Origin of the sequence: Micromonospora sp. NPDC005197, from assembly GCF_040608295.1 — a bacterium.
GTDB lineage: Bacteria > Actinomycetota > Actinomycetes > Mycobacteriales > Micromonosporaceae > Micromonospora.
This window is the reverse complement of record NZ_JBEXHY010000117.1, coordinates 1-15,524: the sequence shown is the minus strand read 5'-3', so window position 1 is coordinate 15,524 and position 15,524 is coordinate 1. Positions and strand designations below refer to the sequence as shown.

Sequence of the window (15,524 nt, the reverse complement as noted above, 5' to 3'; positions counted from 1 at the left end):
ACTGCCGGCCGGGGGGGCCGGGTTTCTTCTTGGTTGCATGTGGCCCGGGGGCGGCGTCGGGGCAGGGATCAAGCCTGACCGCCCGGAGCAGCTCGGGCTCCGGCGAAAACCACACACCGGAAGAGACTCAGAGAACGAGACGAGCCTTCTGGAACGCCTCCGCCTCATCCTCCGTGCCGACCTTGCCGTACATGCCGGCCATGAGCAGCACCAGGGCGGCCGTCATCACGACGATCACGGTGAAGATGCTGAAGTTGAAGAAGTTGGCGTCCGTCCGGATGAAGGCCAGACCGGCCAGGCTGATCACCATCAGGGCGTACGCCATCCACTGGTTGATCGCCACGTCGATGTTGCGGCCGAGCGCGGTGCCGACCAGCACGACGAGCCCGAGCAGCACGCAGAGCAGCGAGAAGCCGAGGTTGGCGCCCTGGCCGAGGACGCGGGTGTCGTCCTGGGCGAGGATCTCGTTGCCGGCGCTCGTGATGATGCCGAGCACGCCGAAGACCACCAGGTACAGACCGGTCAGCCCGCCGATCGCCCGGTAGATCGGCCGCGCGGGGTGGTTGATGGGGGTGTGGGCCATGTCTGGGTCTCCAAGGGTGAGGTGTCGCCGACGATTGTTCCGCATGTGTCGGTGTGACGCCGCACACGGCCCCCGCGCCGGCGTGCCCGGCCCGCTCAGCCCTCGGGCAGGTCCTCGGCGAGGGTCATCCAGGTCTCCTCGATCCGTTCCCGTTCGGCGCGCAGATCCTTGAGCTGGGTGTCCAGCTCGGCGACGCGGGCGTAGTCGGTGGCGTCGGCGGCGAGTTGGTCGAGCAGGGTCACCTCGCGCTGGTCGAGCTTGCCGAGCTGCCGTTCCATCCGGGTCAGCTCCTTGCGGGCCTGGCGCACCTCGGCGGCGGACATGCCACCCGCGGTGGGCCCGGCCGGCGCGACCGGGCCGGTGCCGCCCGCCCGGGTGGCGCCGGCTCGCTCGGCGGTCCGGGCGAGGTACTCGTCGACGCCACCGGGCAGGTGCACGAGCCGGCCGTCGCCGAACATCCCGTACGCCGTGTCGGTGACGCGTTCGATGAGGTAGCGGTCGTGGCTGGCCACGATGATCGTGCCGGGCCACGAGTCGAGCAGGTCCTCCAGCGCGGCCAGCGTGTCGGTGTCCAGGTCGTTGGTGGGCTCGTCGAAGAGCAGCACGTTGGGCTCGCCGGCGAGCAGCCGCAGCATCTGCAACCGGCGACGCTCACCGCCGGAGAGGTCGCTGACGGGCGTCCAGAGCCGGCGGTCGTCGAACCCGAAGACCTCGGCGAGCTGGGCGGCGGAGACCTCCCGGTCGCCGAGCTGGACCCGGCGGGCGACCTCCTCGACGGCCTCCAGCACCCGCAGGTGCCCGGGCAGCTCGACGAGTTCCTGGGAGAGGAACGCCGGTCGCACCGTCGAGCCGGTGCCGAGGCGGCCGCCGTCGGGGCGGGTGATGCCGGCGAGCATCCGCAGCAGGGTGGTCTTGCCGGCGCCGTTGGCGCCGAGGATGGCGATCCGGTCACCGGGGCCGACAAGCCACGTGACGTCGCGCAGGATCTCCTTCGGCCCGGCGTGCAGCTCGACGTTCTCCAGCTCGTACACCTGCTTGCCGAGCCGGGAGACGGCCATGCGCTGCAGGGACATGGTGTCGCGGGCGGGCGGCACGTCGGCGATCAGCGCGTTCGCGGCGTCGATGCGGAACTGCGGCTTGGAGGTGCGGGCGGGCGGCCCGCGCCGCAGCCAGGCGATCTCCTTGCGGAGCAGGTTCTGCCGGCGGGCCTCGGTGGCGGCGGCGACGCGTTCACGCTCGGCGCGGGCGAGGGTCCAGGCGGCGAAGCCACCCTCGTACGCCCGGACGGTCTGGTCGCCGACCTCCCAGGTGGTGGTGCAGACCGCGTCCAGGAACCACCGGTCGTGGGTGACCACGACGAGGGCGCCCTTGCGGCCGACCAGGTGCCGGGCCAGCCAGTCGACACCGCCGACGTCGAGGTGGTTGGTGGGCTCGTCGAGGATCAGCAGGTCCGAGTCGCGGACGAGCAGCGCGGCGAGCGCCACCCGCCGCCGTTCGCCACCGGACATCGGGCCGACCGGCTGGTCGAGGCCGAGGTGCGGCATGCCGAGGCCGTCGAGGATGTTGCGGACGCCGGCGTCGCCGGCCCACTCGTGCTCGGCGCCCATGCCCTCACCGAGCCAGGCGGTGCCGAGCACGACGTCCCGGACGGTGGCGTCCGGGGCGAGGGTGAGCTGCTGCGGTAGCCAGAGCACGCGCAGGTCACGGCGGTGGGTGACCCGGCCGTCGTCGGGCTCCTCCTGCTTGGTGAGCAGGCGCAGCAGGGTGGACTTGCCGGCGCCGTTGAGGCCGACCACACCGATCCGGTCGGCGTCGTCCAGGCCGAGCGAGACGTCCGTGAGCAGCCGCCCGGCGGCGCCGTACCCCTTGGACACCCGGTCCAGATTGACGATGTTGGCCACGTTCCACCCTTCAAGATCAAGGCGTCCGGGTGCCGGCGGGCACCTCGGGACGCCTGAACCCAAGGGTACGCGGACGTCCCGGCCACCCCCGCCGCGCGGGCCGTCCGGGACGCGACGTCAGCCGACGCGCGCGCCCACCACGGGCCCGTGCGCGACCCGTGCCTCCCGACACACCCCGGCGCTGGTCAGCTCGGCGGCGATCCGCTCGGCGTCGGCGGCGTCGGCGGCGAGGAAGACGCAGGTCGGGCCGGAGCCGGAGACGATGCCGGTGAGCGCGCCGGCTGCCTCGCCGGCCTTGAGGGTGTCGGCCAGCGCGGGCCGCATGGCCAGCGCGGCGTCCTGCAGGTCGTTGCCGAGCGTACGGGCGAGGACCCGGGGGTCGCGTTGACGCAGCGCACCCAGCAGAGCGTCGGTGCTGCCCAGCGGGGCGCCGGCGGCGCCGGAGTCGCGCAGCCGGTCCAGCTCGCGGTACGCGGCCGGGGTGGACAGGCCGCTGTCGGCGATCGCCACGACCCAGTGCCAGGAGGTGGCTCGGGCCAGCACCGGGCTGACCGCCTCACCCCGGCCGGTGCCCAGCGCGGTGCCGCCGTAGATCAAGAACGGCACGTCGGAGCCCAGGTCGGCGGCGATCCCGGCCAGTTCGTCGCGGGACAGCCCGGTGCCCCACAGCGCGTCACAGGCCACCAGCGCGGCGGCCGCGTCGGCGCTGCCGCCGGCCAGCCCGCCGGCGAGCGGGATCTGCTTGCGCAGGTGCAGGCGGGCGTGCGGCAGCACCCCCGCGTACCCGGCCAGCGCGTGCGCGGCGCGGATCACCAGGTTGGAGTCGTCCAGCGCCAGCTCGCCAGTGCCCTCGCCCTCCATGGTCAACGCCAGCGTGTCGCCCCGGCGGGCGGTCAGCTCGTCGTAGATGGAGATGGCGTGATAGACGGTGTTCAGCTCGTGGTAGCCGTCGCGGCGCAGCGGGCCCACCCCGAGGTGCAGGTTGACCTTGGCGGGCACCCGGACCCGCACCGGACCGATGGCCCCGCGTCGATCGTCCTCGTCGTCCGGTCGCCAGGCCTCGGTCACGGGGTGAGGTCCCGCGTGCGCAGGCGAATGTCGAACGGCTTGCTCAAAATCAGCTCCTCGGCGGAGTCGGCGGACACGGCGTCAGCCTACTTCGCGGCCACCGTACCGGCCGGGGCCGACGCGGCGATGGCGGCGAACTGCTCGACGGTCAGTGACTCCCCCCGGGCCCCGGGGTCGACGCCGGCGGCGGTCAGCGCGGCGGCGGCCCGGTCCGGGCCACCGGCCCAGCCGGCCAGCGCGGCGCGCAGGGTCTTTCGGCGCTGCGCGAACGCCGCGTCCACGACGGCGAAGACCCGCTCCCGCGGCACGTCGGCGCGGGGCGGTTCGTGGCAGGTGAAGGCGACCAGACCGGAGTCGACGTTGGGCACCGGCCAGAACACGTTCGGCGGCACCTTACCGGCGCTTCGGGCGTGGGCGTACCAGGCGAGCTTGACCGACGGGATGCCGTACACCTTCGAGCCGGGACCGGCGACGAGCCGGTCGGCGACCTCTTTCTGCACCATCACCAGGCCGTGCCGGAGGGTGGGCAGCTCGGCGAGAAGGTACAGCACCACCGGTACGGCGACGTTGTAGGGCAGGTTCGCGACCAGCGCGGTCGGCGGCGGGTCAGCCAGCTCGGCGGCGCTGACCCGGAGCGCGTCGGCGCGGTGCACGGTGAGCCGGGCGGCGTCCGCCCCGGCGTGCCTGGCGACGGTCTCCGGCAGCGCACCGGCGAGTGTCGGGTCGATCTCCACGGCGTGCAGGTGCCCGGCGACCGGCAGCAGCCCCAGGGTGAGTGAGCCGAGCCCCGGGCCCACCTCCAGGGCCACGTCGTCGGGGGTCAGGCCGGCGGCCGTGACGATCCGCCGCACCGTGTTCGGGTCGTGCACGAAGTTCTGGCCGAGTTTCTTGGTGGGCGCGACGCCCAGCCGGGCGGCCAGCTCCCGGATCTCCGCCGGGCCGAGGAGACCGGTCATGGCTGGCAGCGTAGCGGCGTCGTCGGGACCGACCGCCGGGCCGGGCTCACCACGGGCCGAACGCCCGGTCGCCGGTGGCGGAGATGGCCGCGCACAGCTCGTCCAGGTCGCTGCCGGTGGTCGCGGCGAGGGACCGGACGGTGAGCGGGATGAGGTACGAGGCGTTCGGCCGGCCACGGTGCGGGGTCGGGGTGAGGTAGGGGGCGTCGGTCTCCACCAGGATCTGGTCCAGCGGGGTGAGCGCGGCGGCCTCGCGCAGGGCGGTGGCGCTGCCGAAGGTGACGGTGCCGGCGAAGCTGAGCAGGTAGCCCCGGCGCACGCACTCGCGGGCGAACTCGGCGTCACCGGAGAAGCAGTGCAGCACCACCGTGTCCGGTGCGCCCTCGTCGTCGAGGATCCGCAGCACGTCGGCGTGCGCATCCCGGTCGTGGATGACAAGCGTCCGGCCGTACCGCTTGGCGATGGCGATGTGCGCCCGGAAGCTCGTCTCCTGTGCCGCGCGCCCCTCGTCGCCGGTACGGAAGAAGTCCATGCCGGTCTCGCCGATCCCCCGGACCCGGTCGCGGGCGGCCAGCGACTCGATCTCCCGCAGCGCCTCGTCGAGGTCGGCCAGCCGGGGCGCCTCGTTGGGGTGCAGCGCCACGGTGGCCAGCACGGCGGGATACGCCTCGGCGATGTCCGCGCCCCACCGCGAGGAGGCCACGTCCACGCCCACCTGGACCAGCCGGTCCACGCCGACCTTGGTGGCCACCGTGATCGCCGTGGCGACCGGGTCGTCGGACGGCCCGCCACCGGGCACGCCAGCCTCGCTGACGGTGATGTCCAGGTGGGTGTGGCTGTCCAGCACCGGCCGGGGCAGCGGCTCGGGGGCGGGCGGGAACTCTCCGGCCCGCCGGGCGGCACGCTCGCGGCGGGTTTCAGTCGGCTCGCTCATCAGCGACAGCATCACACACCGGGGCCGTCCATCCGCCCGCCACCCGGCGTTCACCTCGACTACGCCGCGCGACTCTACCGTCGCCGGGTGAGCGAGCGCAGCGAACGTACCGGGCTGCACGTGGCGTTCGGCGGCGGCGTCTACCCGGCTGAGGAGATCGCCCGGGGCGCCGCGTACGAGCTGTTCAGCGCCGAGGAGGTGGCCGGCTTCGAGCGGGCGCCGCGTCCGGGCAGCGCCCTGCCGTGGCGTCGGTTCGTGCACGTCACGGAGGTGAGCGCGGTGCACGGTGCCGTCGTGCCGGCCGAGGAGCCGGAGACACCGCTGATGATGCCGGCGCACCGGGAACACGGCTGGTCGCACGTACACCAGCTCAGCCAGCAGCCGTCCGCGGCGGGTGACCCGGTGTTGGCCGCGATGCGTGCCTCGGCGATCATCCGGCGCGGCACCCGGATGGTGAAGGTGCTCTCCGGCCGGCAGCTCGCCGGGTACGTGCGGGGCTGGCTGCCGCACGGCTTCTGCTATCGCGAGCACGACGTGGCGCACCTGCGTACGCCGTCGACGACCACGGTGCTGCGCACCGACGGCGACGTCGGGCGGGACGGCTCGGACGTGGCGTACGCGCTGCGCTGGCGGGCCGCCGACCCGGGCGACTACGACGTGCCGGTGGGCGAGGCGCACCGGGGGCTGACGGCGCTGGCGTCCCGGGACCGGCTGGGCCCGCCGGTGCTGGGCACCGGTTTCGTGCCGAGCAACGGCCAGCTCATCCCCGAGTTCATCACCCGGGACTTCGCCGACCTGCCGATGCCGGCGAACGCGACGCTCGTCGCCTATCCCGCCGAGGGCGTCGAGGTGGTGCTCTACAGCTACCAGGCCGAGCAGCGCGCGTGGCTGCGGATGGTGGGCCCGCAGTGGCGGCACCTGCTGGCCGCGGTGCCGGGCCTCTCCCCCGACCAGGAGTACGTGCCGACCGGCGACGCCCCGCGCTCCACCCAGCTGGTCGGCCTCTACGGCGACACGGAGTACGAGGCGGTGGCCGACCTGCCCGGGGGGTTCCGGGTGCTGGCGATGACCCGGGCGGCCCGCTATCCGGTGGACGCGGTGGCCCGCCGGGTCCGGTTCGCGCAGTGGCGGGGCGTGTCGTGCCTGGTGCTGCGCGAGGAGGCCGGCTGGCTGCGGCTACGGCTGCGTTTCCCGGACCCGGACGCGGTGATCGCCACCGGCGCGCAGTGCCACGACCGGGGCGTCTACGAGACCTGGGCGCCGGGCGCCGAGGTGAGCGACGACCAGATCAGGGACACCCGGTACGTGATGTGACGGCGCGCGGCGGTCCGAGAGCCCACCGCCGCGCGCCGTTCGCTGATCAGCCGGCCAGTCGGGCCAGCTCCTCGTCGACGATCGACGGGTCGAGCTTGCGGAACACCGGCTTCGGCGCGGCCAGCGGCCGACCGGCCTCCAGTGGCACCGACTCCCAGCGCGCGCCCACCGTGTAGTCCCCGGTCAGCACCGGGTACGCCGGCCCGCCGTCCAGGTCGTCGACCTGCTCGATGACCGGCATCGGCGCGTGCACGCCGGTGCCGCCCAGCAGCTCGTGCACCTGCTGCGCGGAGTGCGGCAGGAACGGGGTGAGCAGCGTGTTGGCGTCGCTGACCACCTGGAGGGCGACGTGCAGGATGGTGCCCTGGCGGGGCTTGTCGGCCTCGGCCTTGAGCTTCCACGGCGCCTGCTCGGAGAGGTACTTGTTGGCCTCGGCGACGACCTTCATCGCCTCGCCGATGGCCTGCTTCTGCCGGTGCCGGCCGATCAGGTCGCCGACCGTGTCGAACCCGGCGCGGGCGACGGCGAGCAGCGCCTCGTCGGCCTCGGTGAGGCCGGCCGGGTCGATCGACGGGATCGCCCCGAAGTTCTTGGCGGCCATCGAGACGCACCGGTTGACCAGGTTGCCCCAGCCGGCGACCAGCTCGTCGTTGTTGCGGCGCAGGAACTCGGCCCAGGTGAAGTCGGTGTCGTTGCTCTCCGGGCCGGCGGCGGCGATGAAGTAGCGCAGCGCGTCGGCGTCGTAGCGCTCCAGGAAGTCGCGGACGTAGATGACCACCTTGCGGGACGAGGAGAACTTGCGCCCCTCCATGGTCAGGTATTCGCTGGAGACCACCTCGGTGGGCAGGTTGAGCTCGCCCAGCGCCCCCGGCTCGCCGTCGCGGGAGCCCTCGCCGGAATACCCGGAGAGCAGCGCCGGCCAGATCACCGAGTGGAAGACGATGTTGTCCTTGCCCATGAAGTAGTACGACCGGGCGTCCTTGCCCTCCCCGTCGGCGGACCACCACCTGCGCCACGCCTCCGGGTCGCCGGAGCGGCGGGCCCACTCGATCGAGGCGGACAGGTAACCGATCACCGCGTCGAACCAGACGTAGATCCGCTTGTCGGAGCGATCCCGCCAACCGTCCAGCGGGATCGGCACGCCCCACTCCAGGTCCCGGGTGATCGCCCGCGGCTGGAGGTCGTCGAGCAGGTTGCGGGAGAACCGCAGCACGTTGGGCCGCCACCCCTCCCGGGTGTCCAGCCACTGGCGCAGCACGTCGGCCAGGGCGGGCAGGTCCAGGAAGAAGTGCTCGGTCTCGACGAACTTCGGGGTCTCCCCGTTGATCCGCGACTTCGGGTCGATCAGGTCGATCGGGTCGAGCTGGTTGCCGCAGTTGTCGCACTGGTCGCCGCGCGCGCTGTCGTACCCGCAGATCGGGCAGGTGCCCTCGATGTACCGGTCGGGCAGGGTGCGCCCGGTGGACGGCGAGATCGCGCCCATGGTGGTCTTCGGCACGATGTAGCCGTTGCGGTACATCCCCTCGAACAGCTCCTGCACCACCGCGTAGTGGTTGCGGGTGGTGGTGCGGGTGAAGAGGTCGTAGGAGAGCCCGAGGCCGTGCAGGTCCTCGACGATCACCCTGTTGTACCGGTCGGCCAGCTCGCGCGGGGTCACCCCGTCGGCGTCGGCCTGCACCTGGATGGGGGTGCCGTGCTCGTCGGTGCCGGAGACCATGAGCACGTCGTGGCCGGCCATCCGCATGTACCGGGCGAAGACGTCGGAGGGAACGCCGAAACCGGAGACGTGGCCGATGTGGCGGGGGCCGTTGGCGTACGGCCAGGCCACTGCCGCGAGAACGTGACTCATGAGCAGCAAGCCTAGTGACCCGCCCGGGGCGTCCGCGAACCAATGGGGGGTGCCGGGCGGCCGGACCGGATCGACCACCCCGCCCATTGGTCCGATTTGTCGTCGACACGCGGTCCAGCTGCCCGATCTGCCTCCGCTGCCGGTGTGCAATGAACGTCGTGACTGGCAGAGGAGCGGCCCGGGACCACGACGAGCGTCCCACCGGGCCGACCGGCGGCGACGAGCCCGGCTCACCCCGGGCCGCCGGGGTCGCGCCGCAACCCCGGCTAGTCCCCGCCGCCGAACCCGATCGGCCCGGCCACCAGCGGCCCACGCCGTCCGGGCGGGCGGCCGCGCCACGGCGGGACACCTCGACGGAACTCGCCGCCACCCCGGCCCGGCCCACGCCGGCCGCGCCGGCCCCCACCCCGGCGCGACCCAGCCCGACGGCGCCCGTGCCCAGCCCGGCCCGCCCGAAGCCGCCGAACCCGCCGGGCGCGTCGGCCGACGTCGCGCCGGCGGCGCGCGAACCGGCCCGAACGGCGGTCGAGGCGCAGCCGGCAACCCGGGCCCCGGTCGAGGTGGAGCCGACCACCGGGGCGCCGGTGGACGCGGTGCCGCGTCGGGTGCCGGTACGCCAGCAGAGCCGTCGCCGAACTGCTCACCGGGTCGACGGGGACCGGCCACCGGACGACGAGGGCACGTTCTGGGCGCCGATCGAGCAGGTGCACTGGGACGGCACCCCCGTCCGCGAGGTCGCCGCCCCCCAGCGCCGGGCTCGCCGTCCCTCGTCGCGGACGACCGCGTTGCCGGACCCGCTGCCCGGACTGACCGCGCTGGTGCTGCTGAGCCTGGTCGCGGCCTTCTTCGCCTGGGTCAGCGCCGGCCCGTTCTGGCTCGCGGTCGGGCACGCGCGCGACGGCACGGTGGTGATCGACCACTGCACCGGAGGCGGTCTCACCCAGCGGTGCCGGGGCATCTTCACGGCCGACGACGGGCGGTTCCTGGCCCACGGGGTACGGGTCAGCGGCGTACCCGCCTCAGGTGGCGCGCCCGGGGCGGCGCTGCGGGCACGGATGACCGGCCCGGACGGCGACACCGCGTACGCCGACACCGGCGCGGGCCGACACCTGCGCTGGCTGCCCGGGCTGCTGGCGGTGCTCGGCTGCGCCGCCGGCATCGTCCGGTGGACGGGGTCGGCCCGGCTGCCCGGCCGGCGACACCGCCGCTGGGCGGTGGCCACGGCTCTCGCCGGCCCGGCGCTGATCACCCTCGGCTTCCTCGCCGCCGCGTGGTGAATACGCCGCTGGGTCAGCTGTGCACGATCGTGTAGACCTCACGGCGGCGCAGCGAGTATTCGGTGGCGACATCGGTGATGGCGTCCCGACGGGACCGGCCGGCGGCCTCCCGCTCGGCGACGGCCGCGCGCAGGGTGTCGTCGTCGGGGCGTTCCGGCGCGGTCACCGGCGAGCCGGCCACCACCAGGGTGATCTCCCCGCGCGGATCGCCCTCGGCGGCCCACCGGGCCAACTCGCCGAGGGGGCGGCGGAGCACCTCCTCGTAGGTCTTGGTGAGTTCCCGGCAGAGCGCGGCCGGCCGGTCCGCGCCGAACGTCTCGGCCAGGTCGGCGAGCGCCGCGCCGATCCGGTGCGGCGCCTCGAAGAAGACGAGGGTGCGCTCCTCGGCGGCGAGCGCGCGCAGCCGGGACCGGCGGGCACCCCCACTGCGGGGCAGGAACCCCTCGAAGCAGAACCGGTCGCAGGGCAGCCCGGAAACGGCGAGGGCGGTGGTCACCGCGCTTGGCCCGGGGGCCACGGTGACCGGCGCCCCGACGTCCAACGCGGCCCGGACCAGCCGGTAACCCGGATCCGAGACGCTCGGCATGCCCCCGTCGGTCACCAGCGCCACCACGTACCCGCCGAGGATGACCTCGACCAGTTCGGGCGTACGCCGTTCCTCGTTGCCCTCGAAATAGGAGACGATCCGGCCTCCGACGGTGATGTCGAGGTCGCGGGCCAGCCGGGTCAGGCGGCGGGTGTCCTCGGCGGCCACCACGTCGGCGCTGGCCAGCACTTCCCGAAACCGCACCGAGGCGTCGGCGGGGTTGCCGAGCGGGGCACCGAGCAGGATCAGGCGCCCAGCTTCGGACATTTCACCCACGACATCGTCTCCTTCATCGACAGCGAATACCGGTATCAGGGACGACGGGCGCCACAGGACACCCTGGCAGCCTACGATCGCCGGGTGACGAGTGCGTCGACAGCGCAGAGCCCGAGCGCCGACCCGGCAGACACGGTCGAGGTGTCCGGCGAACCCAGCCCCCACCAGGAACCGACGGCACCACGTGCCGACGGCGGGGGCATATCCGCCGTGGTCCGCCGCCGGTTCGCCACCGTCGACACCCGGATGGACCCGTATTCGTGGCTCGCCACCGCAGTGGTGGTGGTGATCGCGGGGATCCTGCGCTTCATGGGCCTGTCCAGCCCCAAGGGCAAGATCTTCGACGAGACGTACTACGCCAAGGACGCGTACGGGCTGATCAGCCGGGGCGTCGAGTGGAACTACAAGGACAACGGCCCGTCGTACGTGGTGCACCCCCCGCTGGGCAAGTGGCTGATCGGCGTCGGCGAGTGGGCCTTCGGCTATCAGGACGCGGAGTCGAAGGTCTCCGTCGGTGGGCACCTGTTCACCACCGCGCCGGAGTTCGGCTGGCGGTTCTCGGCGGCCGTGATCGGCACGCTGTCGGTACTGCTGCTGGTCCGCATCGGTCGGCGGCTGTTCCGCTCGACGGTGCTCGGCTGCGCGGCCGGCCTGCTGCTCGCGCTGGACGGCTTCCACCTGGTGCTGTCGCGCGCGGCGCTGCTCGACATCTTCCTGCTGTTCTTCGTGCTGGCCGCCTTCGGCGCTCTGGTGCTCGACCGGGACGCCCGCCGCCGGCGCTGGGCGCGCGCCCTGGACGACGGGCTCGACCCGAGTCTGCCGGGGCGCGCGGGTCGGCCGCCGACCGGCTGGCGCACGTGGCCGTGGTGGCGGCTCGCCGCCGGGGTGCTGATCGGCTGCGCCTGCGCGGTCAAGTGGAGCGCGCTCTACTTCGTGCCGGTGTTCGCCCTGTTCGTGGTCCTCTGGGAGGTCGGGGTCCGCCGCTCGGCGGGCGTCCGCAGGCCCTGGCGGGACACCCTGCTCGACGAGGTGCCCTGGCTGGTGCTGGCCGGCGTGCTGATGGTCGGCACCTACCTCGCCACCTGGTCGGGGTGGCTGCTCAGCGACGACGGCTACTACCGGCTCGCGTCGGCCTACCCGAGCGCCCCGCTCAGCGACACCCCGGTGATCGGCCCGCTGGTCAACCTCTTCGAGTACCACCGCGCCGCGTACGGCTTCCACGCCCAGCTCGACGATCCGCACAAGTACCAGTCGTGGCCGTGGCAGTGGCTGCTGCTCGGGCGGCCGGTGGCGTTCCACTGGTCCGGCGACGGCGCCTGCGGGGCGCCGACCTGCGCCTCGGAGATCCTGCTGCTCGGCACCCCGCTGCTGTGGTGGTCGTTCCTGCCCGCCCTCGTGGCGCTGGTCTGGCTGGGCATCGCCCGACGGGACTGGCGGGCCGGCGCGATCCTGCTCACCGTGGCCGCCGGACTGCTGCCCTGGTTCTGGTTCGCCCTCGACGGCCGGACGATGTTCTCGTTCTACGTCGCGCCGGCGCTGCCGTTCCTGGTGCTGGCCGTGGTGTACGTGCTGGGCGCGCTGATCGCTCCGCCCGGCGGCGACGTGGGTGAGACGGCAGCCCTGGTGCCCGGCGACGCGGGCTACGAACGCCGGCTGGTGGGCAGCATCGCGGCCGGGGCGTACGTGCTGCTGGTGGCGTTGTGCTTCGCGTACTTCTATCCGATTTTCGTGGGACGGCTGATCCCGTACTCGGACTGGCTGTCCCGAATGTGGCTCGACGGCCGCTGGATATAAGCACCGGCAGGCGACGCGCCGCACAGCGCGACGGAAAATCGGGCCCGCACGCGTCACGCGTGCGGGCCCGACCTCTTACACGAAGACGCGCGCCCCGATCGCCTGCCACGGGGGAAGCGGGCGATTGGGGCGCGCATGAAGAGCTTAACCACCGCGCACCACCGGCACAACGGGTCAACTTGGGTCAGATTTCCGACGGATTCCACCCGGGCCGACGTCTCCCCTCCGACCGTTGACCGAGGGTGACCTGACGTGGACCCAGCGCCCCCGAACCGGCTGACTCGACGCCGACGGAGGCCGCTTCGAGGGCTGCCGGCGACCCGGCCCGACGCACTAGGCTCGCCGTGGTGGGCGTCGGGATCGTGACGGGAGGCGGGGTGCCGTGGAGCTGTTGGAACGGGTCCGGGCGATCTGCCTCGCGCTGCCCGAGGTGACCGAGCGGCCCAGCCACGGGTCACCGACCTGGTTCGTCCGGGACAAGAGCGTGTTCGTCACTCTGCACGCCGACGGGCACCACCAGAACGACTTTCCCCACCTCTGGTGCGCCGCGCCGACGGGCGCCCAGGCGGAGCTGACCGCCGCCGACCCGGCCCGCTTCTTCCGCCCGCCCTACGTCGGCGGTCGGGGTTGGGTCGGCGTACGGCTGGACGGCACGGTCGACTGGGCCGAGATCGACGAATTGTGTCGGGACGCGTACCGGGAGATCGCGCCGACGCGGCTGGTCGCACTGCTCGACCCGCCCGCCTGACCCGGCCGGGTCCACGCGTCCCCGGTCATCCGGGACGACCAACCACCCCAATGATCATCCAAAGTGGATTTTACTACACTGCCCGCCGTGATCAACTTCAGACGATCGGCGGCCGTCCTCCTCGGACTGCTGGCGACCACCGCGCTGACCGGGCCGGTCCCGGCGGCGGCCGACGAGGAGCAGGCGGCCGAGCCGCCCCGGGTCGAGCTGGTGCTCGACGTCAGCGGCTCGATGCGGGCCGCGGACATCGACGGGCGCAGCCGGATCTCGGTGGCCCAGCAGGCGTTCAACGACGTGGTGGACGCGCTGCCGGAGGAGACCCAGCTCGGCATCCGGGTGCTCGGCGCGACCTACAAGGGCAAGGACAAGAAGGTCGGCTGCCAGGACACCCAACAGATCGTTCCGGTCGGGCCGGTCGACCGGACCCGGGCCAAGGCGGCGGTAGCGACGCTCCGACCGACCGGGTTCACCCCGGTCGGGCTCGCGCTGCGCTCCGCCGCACAGGACCTGGGCACCGGCGCCACCACCAGGCGGATCGTGCTGATCACCGACGGGGAGGACACCTGCGCACCACCGGACCCGTGCCAGGTGGCCCGGGAACTGGCCGCGCAGGGCACCAGCCTGGTCGTCGACACGCTCGGTCTCGCGCCCGACGAGAAGGTACGCCGTCAGCTGCTCTGCATCGCCGGGGCGACCGGAGGCACCTACACCGCGGCGCAGAGCGCCGACGAGCTCACCGGCCGGATCAAACAGCTCGTCGAGCGGGCCGGTGACACCCACACCCGGGCCCCGACCGTGGTCGGCGGCGCGAACGCCTGTGACTCCGCGCCGCTGCTCGCCCCGGGCGTGTACGCCGACCGGGAGTCGTTCTCCGAGCACCGCTACTACCGAGTGCCCGTACGCCCCGGGCAGGAGCTGCGCGCGTCGGTGAGCATGGCGCTGGACCGGCCGGTGAACCGGGACTACGGGGTGCTGCTGCGGGCCACCGCATCGGATGGCCGGGAACTCGTCCGTGGCGCCGACGCGGGCAGCGGCCGGGCCGACGTGCTCTCCGCCGGTCTGCGCTGGTCGGCCACAGCCGACGACGAGGACACCGCCGACGACGAGAACGCGACCGCCGACACCTCTACGCCCGTCGTCGAGCCCACCACCGTCTGCCTGGTGGTGAGCAACTCGTTCGCCGCACGCCCGGGCACCGCGGCGACGCCCGGCATGCCGGTGGAGCTGACCATCGACGTGGTCGCCGCCGCGGGAGCCCCGGACGGGCCCGACCTCGGCCGGGGCTGGGTGCTGCTCGCCCTGCTCACCGTGGCCGGCCTGCTCACCGGCCTGATCGCCGGCCTGCTCACCCGCTGGTGGGTCGCCACCTGGAGGGAGAACTGATGCGTACCGCACTGTTCCGGTCGCTCGCGGCGCTGCTCGCCGCCGGTGGGGCCGCGCTGCTGCCCGGGGCGGCCCTGGCCGCCCCCACCCCGTCTCCGGGCGCCACGCCGGTGACCCGGGCCGGCACCTCGTTCCTCACCGCCACCCCGATCACGGCCGGCCAACCGGTGCGGGTGGACGCCTCGGTCGGCGACCACCTCTACTGGTCGTTCCCGGCGACCGCCGGGCAGGTGCACGAGATCAGCGCCACCGTCACCTTCCCGAAGGCACGCAGCGGCGCCTCCACCTGGACCGTCGACGTGTTCGACGGGCTGCGCCGACGGCAGGCGTGCACCGCCGGGGCGCAGACCCCGACGGTGGACGGCAAGGCGTCGAGCGTGGCGCTGGGCTGCACGCTGCGCGAGGTGCGGCCCTGGGCCGAGCCGTGGTCGGCGGACCCGCTGCCCGGCACGTACGTCGTCCGGCTCTCCGTCATCGACCTGCCCGAGCCCGACCTGGGCGCACCCGTCGACGTGGACCTGCTGGTCGGCGTCCTCGCGGACCGGGGCGCCTCGGCCGACGACGGTGAGCTGGCCGCGCCGCTGGTGGCGAACACCAGGGCGGGGACGGTGCTCAACGCCGTACCGACGCCCGACCCGGAGGCCGACGACGAGGGCGACTCGCCGGCGGACTGGCTGCCGGATCTCGGCTCGCGGTGGATCTGGACCGGCATCGGCGGCGTGCTCGCCGCGGTGGCCGGGGTGTTCGGCTTCGCGCTGACCCGCCGGCCTCGCCGGGCCTGAACCCGCCCGGCCAACCGGTGGCCCCGCCCACGCCGGGCGGGGCCCCCCGCGGGCTCAGCGGCGGGGGGCGCCC

General features: G+C 73.7%; 13 protein-coding genes. 6 read left to right on the top strand and 7 right to left on the bottom strand.

Annotation, left to right across the window (positions count from 1 at the left end; genetic code table 11):
* Positions 1–127: 127 nt before the first annotated feature.
* The 5 genes from ABZU46_RS26115 to ABZU46_RS26095 all read right to left on the bottom strand — a co-directional run bounded on the left by ABZU46_RS26115 (position 128) and on the right by ABZU46_RS26095 (position 5,454).
* Positions 128–583 (bottom strand): DUF4383 domain-containing protein, encoded by a 456-nt coding sequence (locus ABZU46_RS26115; RefSeq protein WP_354861867.1) that lies wholly within the window; start codon positions 581–583, stop codon positions 128–130.
* Between the two features lie 95 nt (positions 584–678).
* Complete coding sequence (locus ABZU46_RS26110) at positions 679–2,484, bottom strand: ABC-F family ATP-binding cassette domain-containing protein (protein WP_354861865.1); 1,806 nt, start codon at positions 2,482–2,484, stop codon at positions 679–681.
* A 117-nt stretch (positions 2,485–2,601) separates the two neighbouring features.
* Positions 2,602–3,552, bottom strand: a complete 951-nt coding sequence (locus tag ABZU46_RS26105) for a 4-(cytidine 5'-diphospho)-2-C-methyl-D-erythritol kinase (protein ID WP_354861863.1) — start codon at positions 3,550–3,552, stop codon at positions 2,602–2,604.
* Positions 3,553–3,638: 86 nt separating this feature from the next.
* Entirely contained in the window at positions 3,639–4,508 is an 870-nt protein-coding gene (gene rsmA / locus ABZU46_RS26100) for a 16S rRNA (adenine(1518)-N(6)/adenine(1519)-N(6))-dimethyltransferase RsmA (RefSeq protein WP_354861861.1), read from the bottom strand.
* Between the two features lie 46 nt (positions 4,509–4,554).
* The gene (locus ABZU46_RS26095) at positions 4,555–5,454 is read right to left on the bottom strand and encodes a TatD family hydrolase (protein WP_354861859.1); all 900 of its coding nucleotides are present in this window, start codon (positions 5,452–5,454) and stop codon (positions 4,555–4,557) included.
* Between the two features lie 75 nt (positions 5,455–5,529).
* Here ABZU46_RS26095 and ABZU46_RS26090 point away from each other — a divergent pair, with 75 nt between their 5' ends.
* Positions 5,530–6,756 carry a hypothetical protein gene (locus tag ABZU46_RS26090; RefSeq protein ID WP_354861858.1) on the top strand — a complete coding sequence of 409 codons (1,227 nt, stop codon included), beginning with the start codon at positions 5,530–5,532 and terminating at the stop codon, positions 6,754–6,756.
* A 46-nt stretch (positions 6,757–6,802) separates the two neighbouring features.
* On the opposite strand, the gene metG is transcribed toward ABZU46_RS26090, so the two are convergent.
* Positions 6,803–8,605, bottom strand: a complete 1,803-nt coding sequence (gene metG / locus ABZU46_RS26085) for a methionine--tRNA ligase (RefSeq protein WP_354861856.1) — start codon at positions 8,603–8,605, stop codon at positions 6,803–6,805.
* A gap of 158 nt (positions 8,606–8,763) precedes the next feature.
* Here metG and ABZU46_RS26080 point away from each other — a divergent pair, with 158 nt between their 5' ends.
* Positions 8,764–9,882: a hypothetical protein gene (locus tag ABZU46_RS26080; protein ID WP_354861854.1), complete on the top strand. Its 1,119-nt coding sequence runs from the start codon at positions 8,764–8,766 to the stop codon at positions 9,880–9,882.
* Positions 9,883–9,895: 13 nt separating this feature from the next.
* Here the strand turns inward: ABZU46_RS26080 and rsmI are convergent, their stop codons facing one another.
* Positions 9,896–10,744, bottom strand: coding sequence for a 16S rRNA (cytidine(1402)-2'-O)-methyltransferase (gene rsmI / locus ABZU46_RS26075; RefSeq protein ID WP_354861853.1), 849 nt, complete (start codon positions 10,742–10,744; stop codon positions 9,896–9,898).
* A 246-nt stretch (positions 10,745–10,990) separates the two neighbouring features.
* Here rsmI and ABZU46_RS26070 point away from each other — a divergent pair, with 246 nt between their 5' ends.
* The 4 genes from ABZU46_RS26070 (at position 10,991) to ABZU46_RS26055 (ending at position 15,451) form a co-directional block, all read left to right on the top strand.
* Positions 10,991–12,538, top strand: a complete 1,548-nt coding sequence (locus tag ABZU46_RS26070; protein WP_354861869.1) for a phospholipid carrier-dependent glycosyltransferase — start codon at positions 10,991–10,993, stop codon at positions 12,536–12,538.
* A gap of 382 nt (positions 12,539–12,920) precedes the next feature.
* Entirely contained in the window at positions 12,921–13,286 is a 366-nt protein-coding gene (locus tag ABZU46_RS26065) for an MmcQ/YjbR family DNA-binding protein (protein WP_354861851.1), read from the top strand.
* Positions 13,287–13,373: 87 nt separating this feature from the next.
* Entirely contained in the window at positions 13,374–14,669 is a 1,296-nt protein-coding gene (locus ABZU46_RS26060; RefSeq protein ID WP_354861850.1) for a VWA domain-containing protein, read from the top strand.
* On the top strand, positions 14,669–15,451 hold the full coding sequence (locus tag ABZU46_RS26055; RefSeq protein WP_354861848.1) for a peptidase: 783 nt from the start codon (positions 14,669–14,671) through the stop codon (positions 15,449–15,451). Before ABZU46_RS26060 ends, ABZU46_RS26055 begins: the two co-directional genes overlap by 1 nt.
* The last annotated feature ends 73 nt before the right edge of the window (positions 15,452–15,524 follow it).

Bases quoted from the DNA above. Each gene is read 5' to 3' on its own strand.
- ABZU46_RS26115 (WP_354861867.1), bottom strand. From the start codon at position 583: ATGGCCCACACCCCCATCAACCACCCCGCGCGGCCGATCTACCGGGCG.
- rsmA (WP_354861861.1), bottom strand. From the start codon at position 4,508: ATGACCGGTCTCCTCGGCCCGGCGGAGATCCGGGAGCTGGCCGCCCGG.
- ABZU46_RS26095 (WP_354861859.1), bottom strand. From the start codon at position 5,454: ATGCTGTCGCTGATGAGCGAGCCGACTGAAACCCGCCGCGAGCGTGCC.
- metG (WP_354861856.1), bottom strand. From the start codon at position 8,605: ATGAGTCACGTTCTCGCGGCAGTGGCCTGGCCGTACGCCAACGGCCCC.
- ABZU46_RS26070 (WP_354861869.1), top strand. From the start codon at position 10,991: ATGGACCCGTATTCGTGGCTCGCCACCGCAGTGGTGGTGGTGATCGCG.
- ABZU46_RS26055 (WP_354861848.1), top strand. From the start codon at position 14,669: ATGCGTACCGCACTGTTCCGGTCGCTCGCGGCGCTGCTCGCCGCCGGT.